This is a genomic window from Bacillus yapensis (genome assembly GCF_005280205.1).
In the GTDB taxonomy this organism is placed as follows: Bacteria; Bacillota; Bacilli; order Bacillales; family Cytobacillaceae; genus Robertmurraya; species Robertmurraya yapensis.
The window spans coordinates 37977-51012 of record NZ_SUND01000019.1 but is presented as its reverse complement, the minus strand read 5'-3'; the positions used below and the strand labels follow the sequence as shown (position 1 = coordinate 51012).

Annotated in this window: 10 protein-coding genes; 9 read left to right on the top strand and 1 reads right to left on the bottom strand. The window is 38.5% G+C overall.

Going from position 1 to position 13036, the window contains the following annotated elements; translation table 11 throughout:
- Positions 1-102: 102 nt before the first annotated feature.
- The 5 genes from tig (at position 103) to yihA (ending at position 8312) form a co-directional block, all read left to right on the top strand.
- Positions 103-1386 (top strand): trigger factor, encoded by a 1284-nt coding sequence (tig, locus tag FAR12_RS19360; protein ID WP_126410426.1) that lies wholly within the window; start codon positions 103-105, stop codon positions 1384-1386.
- 448 nt (positions 1387-1834) lie between these two features.
- Positions 1835-3100, top strand: coding sequence for an ATP-dependent protease ATP-binding subunit ClpX (clpX, locus tag FAR12_RS19355; protein ID WP_126410425.1), 1266 nt, complete (start codon positions 1835-1837; stop codon positions 3098-3100).
- Between the two features lie 444 nt (positions 3101-3544).
- Complete coding sequence (gene lonB, locus FAR12_RS19350) at positions 3545-5212, top strand: ATP-dependent protease LonB (protein WP_126410424.1); 1668 nt, start codon at positions 3545-3547, stop codon at positions 5210-5212.
- A gap of 194 nt (positions 5213-5406) precedes the next feature.
- Positions 5407-7731, top strand: a complete 2325-nt coding sequence (lon, locus tag FAR12_RS19345) for an endopeptidase La (RefSeq protein ID WP_126410423.1) — start codon at positions 5407-5409, stop codon at positions 7729-7731.
- Complete coding sequence (gene yihA, locus FAR12_RS19340; RefSeq protein WP_126410422.1) at positions 7731-8312, top strand: ribosome biogenesis GTP-binding protein YihA/YsxC; 582 nt, start codon at positions 7731-7733, stop codon at positions 8310-8312. The genes lon and yihA overlap by 1 nt, the downstream gene beginning before the upstream one ends.
- A gap of 73 nt (positions 8313-8385) precedes the next feature.
- On the opposite strand, the gene FAR12_RS19335 is transcribed toward yihA, so the two are convergent.
- Positions 8386-8871, bottom strand: a complete 486-nt coding sequence (locus FAR12_RS19335) for a LiaI-LiaF-like domain-containing protein (RefSeq protein ID WP_126410421.1) — start codon at positions 8869-8871, stop codon at positions 8386-8388.
- 243 nt (positions 8872-9114) lie between these two features.
- Between FAR12_RS19335 and hemA the strand changes: the two genes are divergently transcribed.
- The 4 genes from hemA to FAR12_RS19315 are packed head-to-tail and all read left to right on the top strand — an operon-like array spanning position 9115 to position 13028.
- On the top strand, positions 9115-10464 hold the full coding sequence (gene hemA / locus FAR12_RS19330) for a glutamyl-tRNA reductase (protein WP_126410420.1): 1350 nt from the start codon (positions 9115-9117) through the stop codon (positions 10462-10464).
- A 15-nt stretch (positions 10465-10479) separates the two neighbouring features.
- Positions 10480-11313 (top strand): cytochrome C assembly family protein, encoded by an 834-nt coding sequence (locus FAR12_RS19325; protein ID WP_126410419.1) that lies wholly within the window; start codon positions 10480-10482, stop codon positions 11311-11313.
- Positions 11314-11334: 21 nt separating this feature from the next.
- Positions 11335-12270 carry a hydroxymethylbilane synthase gene (gene hemC / locus FAR12_RS19320; RefSeq protein WP_126410418.1) on the top strand — a complete coding sequence of 312 codons (936 nt, stop codon included), beginning with the start codon at positions 11335-11337 and terminating at the stop codon, positions 12268-12270.
- A complete protein-coding gene (locus FAR12_RS19315) occupies positions 12267-13028 on the top strand; it encodes a uroporphyrinogen-III synthase (protein WP_126410417.1) in 762 nt (253 codons plus the stop codon). Before hemC ends, FAR12_RS19315 begins: the two co-directional genes overlap by 4 nt.
- Positions 13029-13036 lie beyond the last annotated feature (8 nt).

Here is a 13036-nt window from a genome sequence, read left to right as displayed (position 1 = left end):
ATTTTTGTATTTACATATTAATTGGATATGGATTTCACGATACATATTCATCATTTAATCAGTAAATGAAAATGATAATAGATTTTTGGAGGGAATTTTAGTATGTCTGCAAAATGGGAAAAACAAGAAGGGAACCAAGGGGTTCTTACATTTGAAGTAGATGCAGAAAAGTTTAACGAAGGTTTAGACGCTGCATTCAAAAAAGTAGTACAAAAGGTTAGCGTACCAGGCTTCCGTAAAGGAAAAATGCCTCGTGCAATGTTTGAAAAGCGTTTCGGAGTAGAATCTTTATACCAAGATGCTATCGATATTTTACTTCCTGAAGCATATACAAAGGCAATCGACGAAGCTGGAATTGAGCCAGTAGATCGCCCTGAAATCGATGTAGAGCAAGTTGAACAAGGCAAAAGCTTAATTTTTAAAGCAACTGTAACTGTTAAGCCTGAAGTAAAGCTTGGAGAATACAAAGGCCTAGAAGTTGAAAAGGTTGATACTGAAGTAACAGCTGAAGATGTAGAAGCAGAATTAAAATCTCTTCAAGAGCGTCATGCTGAGCTTGTTGTTAAAGAGAACGAAAAAGCTGTAGATGGCGACACAGTTGTTATGGATTTTGAAGGTTTCGTTGATGGAGAAGCTTTCGAAGGTGGACAAGCTGATAACTATTCATTAGTTCTAGGTTCAGGTCAATTCATTCCTGGCTTCGAAGAGCAATTAGTTGGTACTGCTGCTGGAGAAGAAAAGGAAGTTGAAGTAACATTCCCTGAAGATTACCATGCTGCTGAGCTTGCTGGTAAGAAAGCAGTATTCAAAGTAAAGCTTCATGAAGTAAAAGGTAAAGTACTTCCTGAGCTTGATGATGAATTTGCTAAAGATGCAGATGATGAAGTTGAAACTTTAGATGCATTAAAAGAAAAAATCAAAACACGTTTAGAAGACAACAAGAAGCATGAAGCTGAACATAGTGTTCGTGATGCAGTTGTTGAAAAAGCAGCAGAAAATGCTGAAATCGACGTACCAGAAGTATTGGTAGAAAATGAAGTGGATCGTATGTTACAAGAATTCGAACAACGTATCCAAATGCAAGGTTTAAATCTTGACCTTTACTACCAGTTCTCAGGACAAGATGAAGCTGCTCTTCGTGCTCAAATGAAGGAAGAAGCTGCTACACGTGTACGTATCAACTTAACTCTTGAAGCAGTTGCAAAAGCAGAAAACATCGAAGTAACTCCTGAAGAAGTTGATGAAGAGCTTAATAAAATGGCTGAAATGTACAACATGACTGTTGAAAACATTACAACTGCACTTGGAAGCCTAGATGGACTTAGAGCGGACATTCAAGTTCGTAAAGCCGTTAACTTCCTTGTTGAAAACAGCAAAACAATCTAATTCATAAGAAAAATTTTAATAAACAAGGCGCGATTTTATCGTGCCTTGTTTTATACAATAATCTTCATACATATACTATTTAGTAAGACTTAATCAAGAGATGAACGAAAAAGTCAGGTAATTGCAAAAATATCTTTAGCAAAAACTACCGACTTAAGTTACTCAATTTTGGTTAAGCTTAACTGTACACGAGTAAATTCCACATCACGCAAGAAAAGTTAAATCGATCTCAAACCTTCAAGGGTTATTGTTTCCTGTCCTTACATAAAATGTGGTACAATGCAATACATAACTACGAAATATTTGAAGCTTGACCTAGGGTTTTTGGAGGATTTTTTTGCTCCTTATACTCACGTAAAATGGAATTGAGTAAAGATAGTTTAGATAGAAGACAGATTAGATCTGCAGGGCCTGAGATGGTTTAGAAGTTTTTCAAGGGGTGAAGAAATTGTTTAAATTTAATGATGAAAAAGGACAATTAAAGTGTTCCTTCTGTGGCAAGACGCAGGATCAGGTTCGAAAGCTTGTAGCTGGACCAGGTGTATATATATGTGATGAATGTATTGAACTTTGCACAGAGATTGTGGAAGAAGAGCTTGGTACTGAAGAGGAAGTTGAGTTTAAGGATGTACCGAAGCCGAAAGAAATCCGTGATATTTTAGACGAATACGTAATTGGTCAGGACCAAGCTAAGAAGAATTTAGCTGTAGCTGTTTATAACCACTACAAACGTATCAACTCTAACAGTAAAATTGATGATGTGGAGTTATCAAAAAGTAATATTGCGATGATTGGTCCAACAGGTAGTGGTAAGACATTACTTGCGCAGACTCTTGCTCGTATTTTAAATGTTCCTTTTGCAATTGCAGATGCAACATCACTTACAGAGGCTGGTTATGTTGGTGAAGATGTTGAAAACATTTTATTAAAACTGATTCAAGCAGCTGATTATGATGTTGAAAAAGCGGAAAAAGGCATTATTTATATCGATGAGATCGATAAGGTTGCTCGTAAGTCAGAGAACCCGTCTATTACAAGAGACGTATCTGGTGAAGGTGTGCAGCAAGCATTATTGAAAATTCTTGAAGGTACGGTTGCGAGCGTTCCTCCACAAGGTGGAAGAAAGCATCCTCACCAAGAATTCATTCAAATTGATACAACGAATATATTGTTTATCTGCGGTGGAGCATTTGATGGCATTGAACCGATTATTAAGCGTCGCCTTGGCCAAAAGGTAATTGGATTTGGTTCAGATGTGAAAAAGCATGAGATTGAAGATAAGGACTTATTATCAAAGGTTTTACCTGAGGACTTATTAAGATTTGGTCTTATTCCTGAGTTTATTGGTCGTTTACCGGTCATTGCGAGTCTAACTCCTCTTGATGAAGACGCACTAATTGAGATCTTAACAAAGCCTAAAAATGCATTGGTGAAACAATATCAAAAAATGCTTGAGCTTGATAATGTGGAGCTTGACTTTGAAGAAGACGCTCTTAAGGAAATTGCGAAAAAAGCAATTGAACGTAAGACAGGAGCTCGTGGACTTCGCTCTATCATTGAAGCAATCATGCTTGATGTGATGTACGATTTACCATCTCGTGATGATATTACAAAATGTATTATTACGAAGGAAACTGTTACTGACAATAGCGCGCCTAAGCTTTTATTAAACGATGGCACTTTAATTGAAAAAGAAACAAAAACATCTGCGTAAGCAATGTTTTGACTAGGAAAACTGTCCCGTTAGGTCATTTATTAGATGATCTTGTGGGGCAGTTTTTTGTTTTGTTGCGAGTTCTTCTATTTGTCGGTCAGGTCGAGGTGTAATCCTCTTGGACCTGGCGTACAAAGTGGAAATGTCGGTCAGGTTTCCTCAATCTCCTCCTCAACCTGGCGTTAAAGAATTTTCCGTTACCATCTCACTCCACTACCACTTCCCAGGCGCATAACTCCGCCGTATTTTCCCAGAAATTGATGATAAGTGCCCGAACTCCATTCTAGTTGGACTATGCAAAGTAATCGTCTAATAGAAAGACGTAACTTATTTCTCTCCACCTTAAATGAAGGAAGTTTTCTCAAAAAATCTTGTTTATTCCAAACTTGAGAAGGAGATACTAGCAAGTATACAAACAAGCTAGAGATACAGGAGGGAAAACCAATGAGTTGGACAGCGATAGCCTTATTTATCCAGCTTTTTTTCGGGATTGTCATAGGGCTTTATTTTTGGAATTTACTAAGGAATCAGCGTACCCAAAAAGTATCGATAGATAGGGAATCGAGAAAAGAAATGGACCAATTAAGAAAAATGAGGTCCATTTCTTTGACTGAACCGCTCTCAGAACGGGTTCGCCCATCTACCTTCTCAGACATCGTTGGACAAGAGGACGGCATTAAGGCATTAAAGGCAGCGTTGTGTGGACCTAATCCGCAGCACGTCATTATTTATGGACCGCCTGGTGTTGGAAAAACAGCTGCTGCTCGATTAGTTTTAGAAGAAGCAAAAAAGAATCCGAAATCTCCGTTTAAAAATTCTTCTGTGTTCGTCGAATTAGATGCAACAACTGCTCGATTTGATGAAAGAGGAATTGCTGACCCGCTAATCGGCTCCGTTCATGATCCGATTTATCAAGGGGCAGGTGCCATGGGTCAGGCTGGAATTCCACAGCCAAAACAGGGTGCTGTAACGAATGCGCATGGCGGGGTATTGTTTATTGATGAAATCGGTGAATTGCATCCGATCCAAATGAATAAGCTCTTAAAGGTATTAGAGGATCGAAAGGTATTTCTAGAAAGTGCTTATTATAATGAAGAAAACAACCAAATACCTACTCATATTCATGATATTTTTAAAAATGGTTTGCCTGCGGATTTTCGTCTTATTGGCGCCACAACTAGGACACCAAGCGAAATTCCTCCTGCGATCCGGTCAAGATGTATGGAAGTCTTTTTCCGTGAACTAACAGAAGAAGAAATCGAAAAGGTCGGAAGAAAAGCAGCAGAAAAAGTAAGATTGAAAATAAGTGAAACAGGCTTGGCCACGCTTGCGAACTATGCGCGAAATGGTCGTGAAGCAGTTAATTTAATTCAAACCTCTGCTGGAATTGCAATTCAAGAGGATCGGGATTTTATCAAGGACGAAGATATTGAATGGGTCGTTTATTCAAGTCAGCTGACACCTCGTATGGAAAGAAAAATAATGAACTTTTCCTCTATAGGCTTAGTTAATGGGCTAGCTGTGTACGGACCGAATACAGGATCTTTATTAGAAATCGAAGTTATGGCTATCCCGGCTAAAATAAAGGGTTCGATTAATATTACCGGAATTGTTGAAGAGGAAAGCATTGGAGATAGAAGTAAGTCGATTAAGAGAAAGAGTATGGCAAGAGGATCGATTGAAAATGTAATCACGGTTCTTCGTTCAATGGGTGTACCGGCTGATGAATTTGATATCCACGTGAATTTTCCTGGTGGAGTACCAATTGATGGGCCATCTGCAGGGATTGCGATGGCGACGGGCATCTATTCTGCAATTTACAAACGGCCAATTGACCATACTGTGGCGATGACTGGTGAAATAAGTATTCACGGCAATGTGAAACCAATTGGCGGAGTCTATCCAAAAATCAAGGCGGCGAAAAAGGCTGGTGCAACGACGGTCATTATTCCAAAAGAAAACCTCCAATCTATTTTGAATGAAATTGACGGAATAAATATTGTACCGGTTACTCACTTATCAGAAGTATTTGATGTTGCCCTATTAAAAGAAAACCCAACACAACAAGCGATTACAGCATCAATCGAACTGAAGAAAAAAGAAAGTATTTAGGTTAAATAAAAACTTCGGTTGCATTAGAAAACCGAGGTTTTTATTTGTCTTCGGTATAATAGGGCAATTAGAAAACAGATAATAAAAATACTTCATGTGCCTTAAAATAGACTATTGGTAGCAAATACGATAGAATTGTACAATGAATTATCCTTAAATTTTGAAGATACATATGCATTTGGAGGTGCTAGAGAATGGCGAAAAAGAAAGACATTATCGTCCCCCTCCTGCCGCTTCGTGGCTTACTCGTATATCCTACAATGGTCTTGCATCTTGATGTGGGCCGGGATAAATCTGTGCAAGCTTTAGAAAAGGCAATGGTTGATGACAGTCTCATTTTTTTAACTACTCAAAAAGATATATCCATAGATGAACCTCTTGAAGAGGATTTATACACAATGGGGACCTTAACAAAGGTCAAACAAATGCTCAAGCTTCCAAACGGGACGATTCGTGTTTTAGTTGAAGGGTTAAAAAGAGCCGAAATCATCAAGTTTTTTGATGAAAAGGATCATTATGCAGTTAGCCTGAAAACGTACGTTGATGGGGCAGAAAAAGATGTTGAAGATGAAGCATTCATGAGAACGCTCCTTGAATATTTTGAGCAATACATAAAAATGTCGAAAAAGATTTCGGCTGAAACCTATTCTAGCTTAGTGGATATCGAAGAACCGGGAAGATTAGCAGATATCATTGCCTCTCATCTTCCATTGAAGCTGAAGGAAAAGCAGGAAATCCTTGAAACGATTAATGTAAAAGAAAGAGTTAATCGTTTAATCGAAATCATTCATAACGAAAAAGAAGTGCTCAATTTAGAAAAGAAAATTGGCCAACGAGTTAAGAAATCGATGGAAAGAACGCAAAAGGAATACTATTTGCGTGAACAAATGAAGGCAATCCAGAAAGAGCTTGGCGATAAAGAAGGCAAGACTGGTGAAATCGCTGAATTAACGGAGAAAATTGAGAAGGCGAATATGACGGAGAACGTCAAAAAAGTTGCTTTGAAGGAATTAGACCGTTATGAAAAGGTTCCATCGACTTCTGCTGAAAGCTCGGTTATTCGTAATTATCTTGATTGGCTCATAAGCTTGCCTTGGACAAATGCGACAGATGATGACCTCGATATTAACAAAGCAGAAAAAATATTGAATGAGGACCATTATGGTCTTGAAAAGGTAAAAGAACGGGTCCTAGAATATTTAGCTGTACAACAGATGACGAATTCGCTAAAGGGACCAATTTTATGCTTAGCTGGACCTCCTGGAGTAGGTAAAACAAGTCTTGCGCGTTCCATTGCTCGTTCCCTGAATCGTAATTTTGTCCGCATTTCCCTCGGTGGTGTACGGGATGAATCAGAAATTCGTGGCCATAGAAGAACCTATGTAGGTGCGATGCCTGGACGAATTATTCAAGGAATGAAAAAAGCTGGTACGATAAATCCTGTTTTCTTATTGGATGAAATCGATAAAATGTCCAGTGATTTTAGAGGCGACCCTTCTGCAGCAATGTTAGAGGTTTTAGACCCAGAACAAAACCATAACTTTAGCGATCACTATATTGAAGAAACATATGATTTGTCTAAAGTCATGTTCGTTGCGACGGCGAATGATTTATCATCGATCCCAGGCCCTTTAAGAGACCGTATGGAAATCATCACCATTGCCGGATACACTGAGTTGGAAAAGATTCATATTGCCAAGGATCACTTGCTACCGAAGCAAATTAAAGATCATGGCATGACAAAATCTCAGTTGCAAGTTCGTGAAGACGGTATTCAGAAAATTGTCCGTTACTATACAAGAGAAGCAGGCGTACGAAGCTTGGAACGCCAATTAGCTGCTATTTGTAGAAAAACGGCGCGAATTATAGTTTCTAACGAAAAGAAAAAAGTAATCGTATCAGAGAAAAACGTGGAAGAGTTTTTAGGAAAAACGATTTTCCGTTATGGTCAGGCTGAATTAGAAGACCAAGTTGGAGTAGCAACAGGTCTTGCTTATACAACAGTCGGTGGAGATACATTACAAATTGAGGTTTCCTTATCCCCAGGAAAAGGGAAGCTTATTTTAACAGGAAAATTAGGCGATGTAATGAAGGAATCTGCTCAAGCGGCGTTTAGTTATATCCGCTCGAAAGCAAAAGAACTCGGAATTGACCCTGATTTTCATGAGAAACATGATATTCATATTCACGTTCCTGAAGGAGCGGTGCCAAAGGATGGCCCATCAGCCGGGATTACAATGGCGACCGCACTTGTATCAGCGTTAACTGGAAAGCCAATTCGAAAAGAAGTTGGTATGACAGGTGAAATTACGCTAAGAGGACGTGTCCTTCCAATCGGTGGATTGAAGGAAAAAACATTAAGTGCCCATCGTGCGGGACTTACGAAAATTATTTTACCGAAAGACAATGAAAAAGACATAGAAGATATTCCAGAAAGTGTGCGCAATGATCTCGTGTTTGTACCTGTTACTCATGTGGATGAAGTGTTAAAGCATGCTTTGAGTGGTGGTGCAGAGTAATGAAAGTAGTTAGTTCAGAGATTGTAATTAGTGCAGTGAAACCAGATCAATATCCGGAAACCGACTTACCAGAGTTTGCTTTGGCAGGACGTTCGAATGTTGGGAAATCCTCTTTTATTAATAAAATGCTGAATCGAAAAGGTTTGGCAAGGATTTCATCGAAGCCAGGAAAGACGCAAACGTTAAATTTCTATTTGATTAATGAGATTTTACATTTTGTCGATGTCCCTGGTTATGGGTATGCAAAGGTTTCGAAAAAGGAAAGAGAAGCTTGGGGCAAGATGATTGAGACATATTTAACGAAGAGAGAGCAGTTAAAAGCGGTCATCATGATTGTTGATTTAAGACATCCCCCAACGCAAGATGATGTGATGATGTATGACTTCTTGAAGCATTACGGTATTCCGTGTATTGTAATTGCAACAAAGGCAGACAAAATTTCAAAATCACAATGGCAGAAACACTTTAAAGTGACAAAAGAAACTTTAGAATTACACCCGAATGACCATATCATCCTCTTTTCTTCCGAAACAGGACATGGAAAAGACGAAGCTTGGTCAGTGATTAAGAGTTATATGTAAGGAAAAAAGCTTAGCAGAGTGATACTGCTAAGCTTTTTTATGTAGGTCTATCATTTGTCCAGGACGAACAGCACTATTTCTTCTTAATAAACAACAAATAGGCTCCAAAAACAACCAGTATAATTGGCCAAAATTCCCACACGGCGGCTGTTCCGTTTTCAATTAATCCTAACCATCCGGTAATTTTGTCATAAAAAAGCAATACAATTGATAATACTAAGAATAAAATTCCTTGAATGAGCCCGTCGCCAACCTTTTGATAGCGGAGAAGGAAGCCTAATGCAATTATGAGAATGAAAGCTCCAATCGAATTTGGCCAGATTGAGAATCTCTCAATAACGTGAAAATGTAGGCCAAATCCAGCTAAAATAACGCCGGGTAAAATTGCTTCGTGGTCCTTTGCCATATATCCTTGAAATAAAAAGGCAATTCCAACGATGAGTAGGATGGTTGGCCAAGTATCAAATCCTTGAAACAGAGTAATTTGTGATTGCTGTAAATAAAAAAAGATCCCGAATCCTAAAAGGATAATCCCTGGGAAAATACGTTGATTTTTCATTGTTTCACTTCCAATATTGTTTACTTGAATAGGCAAGCTATTTTTGTTATGGTACTAGAGGACGAACTTTGTCGTAAACTTGCGAATCCTCTTGTAGGATAATTTTAATATTTTGGTGTTTACGCATTATATAATATCACAGCTATTCACCATATGTTCACATTTATAAAATCTTTCTGCATTATTTCATGTTATAATTATTATTAAGTAATTGTGATTATCAAGTGGGGGTGCGAAAAAAGCATGCATATACTAACTGTCGGTCTAAATTACAAAACTGCCCCTGTAGAAATTCGTGAAAAACTCACGTTTGACCCTTCTGTTCTTGCGGAAGCAATGCAGAAATTGAGCGTGAAAAAGAGCATACTCGAAAACGTTATTGTCTCAACATGTAATCGTACGGAGATCTATGCTGTTGTCGACCAGCTCCATACTGGCCGTTATTATATAAAAGAATTTCTGTCAGAGTGGTTTGATATTCCTCAACAAGAATTTTCACCATACTTATTTGCTTATGAACAAGATGGGGCATTAGACCATCTGTTTAATGTTGCCTGTGGCTTAGATTCTATGGTACTAGGTGAAACACAAATTCTAGGTCAGGTCCGAACAAGCTTTTTTCAGGCACAAGAAATTAAAAGTACGGGTACGGTATTTAATCACTTATTTAAACAAGTCATTACACTTGCGAAACGTGCTCACTCTGAAACAGAGATTGGTGCAAATGCAGTTTCCATTAGCTATGCAGCTGTAGAATTAGCAAAAAAGATTTTCGGTTCATTAGAAGATAAGCATGTTCTTATTGTTGGTGCTGGTAAAATGGGTGAACTAGCGATTCAGAACCTCTATGGCAACGGCGTTAGCAAGGTGACGGTTATTAATAGAACTTTTGAAAAAGCACAAAGCTTAGCGGAGCGTTTTTCCGGACAAGCAAAATCTTTGAATGAGCTTCAATGCGCCCTTTTAGAAGCCGATATTTTAATTAGCTCAACAGGTGCAAAGGATTTTGTCATTACAAAAGATATGATGGAAGACGTAGAAAAGATGCGTAAAGGCAAGCCATTGTTTATGGTGGATATCGCCGTTCCTCGTGATCTTGATCCAAAGCTTGCAGAGCTTGAAGGTGTTTTCTTGTACGATATTGATGATTTAGAAGGTATTGTCGAAGCTAATCTACAAGAACGTCAACATGAAGCAAATAAAGTTATGTTGTTGATTGAAGCTGAAATTGTAGAGTTTAAACAATGGTTAAATACGCTTGGTGTTGTCCCTGTCATCGCTGCTTTAAGAGAAAAAGCACAAGGAATTCAAGCTGAAACGATGAACAGCATTGAACGTAAGCTACCACACTTATCTGAACGGGATATAAAAGTACTAAATAAGCATACGAAGAGCATTATCAACCAGATTTTGAAGGATCCAATCCTGCAGGTAAAAGAATTATCTGGATGTAAAGATGCCGATGAATCATTAGCGTTATTTATGAAAATCTTCAACATTGAAGAACTTGTAAAAGAACAGCAGGAATCGAAAGAAGTAGGCGATTTTAAGAAAGCTGTTGTTGCTACACCACAGGCTTCCTTTCAATCATAAAAAGGGGTCCTAACTATGATTGAAGAATATATGACTCGGCTTCATGAACTTACGATTATTGTGTATGCATTGAGCATTTTATTATATTTCATTGATTTTCTTTACAGTAACCGGAAAGCAAACAAAGTTGCCTTCTGGTTACTTGCGTTTGTATGGATTTTACAGACGATATTTTTAGTGCTTTTCATGATGGATACAGGTAGATTCCCTGTACTCACGATTTTCGAAGGACTATATTTCTATGTCTGGGTCCTAGTTTCATTATCACTAGGGATCAATCGATTAATGAAGGTCGATTTTATTGTGTTTTTTACGAATGTCGTCGGCTTTGCGATTATGGTTATCCATACCTTTGCCCCAATTCAATATGAATCCGAGGTTATGGTTGGACAACTTGCATCGGAGCTTCTTTTTATACATATTACGATGGCGATTCTATCTTATGGCGCTTTCTCTATCTCTTCTGTATTCTCATTATTGTATGTTATACAGTACGATTTATTGAAAAGGAAGAAGTGGGGAAAAAAGCTGATCCGTATCGCGGATTTGGCAAAGCTTGAGCATATGTCTCATGTATTAAATGTGATTGGTGTGCCGATGCTTTTATTGGCACTTATTCTAGGGTTACAATGGGCATATATGAAGCTCCCAGATGTTGTTTGGTACGATGCAAAAGTAATCGGTTCCTTTATTGTCCTCACGGTCTATAGCGTTTATTTGTATTTACGTGTTGGGAAAGGAATTCAAGGGAAGAACTTGGCCCTATGGAATTTAGCGTCATTTCTAATCGTCTTAATTAATTTTTTTCTATCAGGACAATTATCGTCCTTCCATATTTGGAATTCATAGACTTAATAGCAGGAGGCTCTCATGAGAAAATTTATTGTTGGTTCTAGACGAAGTAAGCTGGCTTTAACCCAAACCAATTGGGTAATTGAGCAACTCAAGAAAATCGACCCTTCTTATGATTTTGAAGTGAAAGAAATCGTGACAAAAGGGGATAGAATCCTTGATGTGACCCTTTCAAAAGTTGGTGGAAAAGGTCTTTTTGTTAAAGAGATTGAACAAGCGATGTTAGATGGAGAAATCGATCTTGCTATCCATAGTATGAAAGACATGCCAGCAGTACTTCCTGAAGGTTTAACGATTGGGGCTATACCTGTAAGGGAAGACCATCGCGATGTATTAATTTCAAAGGGACATATTCCATTGAAAGACCTTAAGGAAGGTGCCGTTATTGGAACGAGCAGTCTGCGCCGCGCAGCACAGCTTCTTGCAGTTCGTCCTGATTTGGAAATTAAATGGATTCGTGGAAATATTGATACTCGTTTAGAAAAGCTAAACACAGAAGATTATGATGCCATTATCTTAGCAGCAGCTGGTCTTTCTCGCATGGGCTGGGCAAGTGATGTGATTACAGAATTCCTTGAACCAGAGGTATGTCTTCCTGCTGTCGGACAAGGCGCTTTATCAATTGAGTGTCGAGCAAACGATACAGAACTACTTGGCCTTTTAGAAAAATTTACTTGCACGAAAACGGATCAAACGGTAAGAGCAGAGCGTGCTTTCCTTAATAAAATGGAGGGCGGCTGTCAGGTGCCGATTGCAGGTTATGCTTATATCGATGAAAACGAGAAAATCGTGTTCACAGGATTGGTTGCATCTCCAGATGGAAAAACGATTTACAAAGAACGTCTAGAAGGAACAAATCCTGAAGAATTAGGAAATGCAGCTGCTAAGTATTTGACAGATAAAGGAGCCAAGGCCCTTATTGATCAGGTGAAGAAGGAGCTAGAGGGAGAATGAGCTCCGCCACTTTACGTGGAAAAAAGGTTCTTGTTCCAAGAGGGAAGAAGAACGCTAAATCCTTTTCGGCTATTGTAGATGAGCTTGGGGGAGTGCCAGTTGAAATCCCCCTTCTTGCCTTCCGTGCGGTCGAAAATCAACAGATACCTAGCTTACATACATATGACTGGCTTATTTTCACGAGTAATGTAACGGTAGAAACGTTTTTTTCATTAATAGGAACAGAAGATATAAAGCTTCCAAAGATAGCTGTTATTGGAGAAAAGACGGAACAATCGTTGTTAAGACGCAAAGTCCAAGTGGACTTTAAGCCTCAAGAATATGTGGCTGAAAGCTTTGTTCAAGAGTTTTCACGAGTAGTGAAAAAAGGAGACAAGCTATTACTTCCAAAAGGCAATTTAGCTAGAGATTTGATTGCCCAATTTTTCAGAGATAAAGGTCATATTGTGGATGAGTTTGTGATTTATGAAACTTATTTTCCTGAAGATAGTAAGGAAAAACTAGTTCAATTGCTAAAGAAGAAGGAATTAGATGTTCTTCCTTTTACGAGTCCATCTACCATAGATCATTTTATGAACGTTGTGAAAGAATTTGCTCTTCTAGATAGTTTGCAAGATTGTATTGTAGCAGTGATTGGCCCAGTATCAAAACGTAGGTGTGAGGAGCGCGGCTTGACCGTCCATGTCATGCCAGAAATCTATACATCCTATGAAATGCTTAAAGCAGTTGGAGCTTATCTAGAAATACATAATATTTAGGAGGAATT

Excerpts from the sequence above, each read along its gene's own strand:
- FAR12_RS19315 (WP_126410417.1), top strand. The coding sequence starts at position 12,267 with ATGAGCTCCGCCACTTTACGTGGAAAAAAGGTTCTTGTTCCAAGAGGG.
- yihA (WP_126410422.1), top strand. The coding sequence starts at position 7,731 with ATGAAAGTAGTTAGTTCAGAGATTGTAATTAGTGCAGTGAAACCAGAT.
- tig (WP_126410426.1), top strand. The coding sequence starts at position 103 with ATGTCTGCAAAATGGGAAAAACAAGAAGGGAACCAAGGGGTTCTTACA.
- hemC (WP_126410418.1), top strand. The coding sequence starts at position 11,335 with ATGAGAAAATTTATTGTTGGTTCTAGACGAAGTAAGCTGGCTTTAACC.
- FAR12_RS19335 (WP_126410421.1), bottom strand. The coding sequence starts at position 8,871 with ATGAAAAATCAACGTATTTTCCCAGGGATTATCCTTTTAGGATTCGGG.
- FAR12_RS19325 (WP_126410419.1), top strand. The coding sequence starts at position 10,480 with ATGATTGAAGAATATATGACTCGGCTTCATGAACTTACGATTATTGTG.
- lonB (WP_126410424.1), top strand. The coding sequence starts at position 3,545 with ATGAGTTGGACAGCGATAGCCTTATTTATCCAGCTTTTTTTCGGGATT.
- hemA (WP_126410420.1), top strand. The coding sequence starts at position 9,115 with ATGCATATACTAACTGTCGGTCTAAATTACAAAACTGCCCCTGTAGAA.
- lon (WP_126410423.1), top strand. The coding sequence starts at position 5,407 with ATGGCGAAAAAGAAAGACATTATCGTCCCCCTCCTGCCGCTTCGTGGC.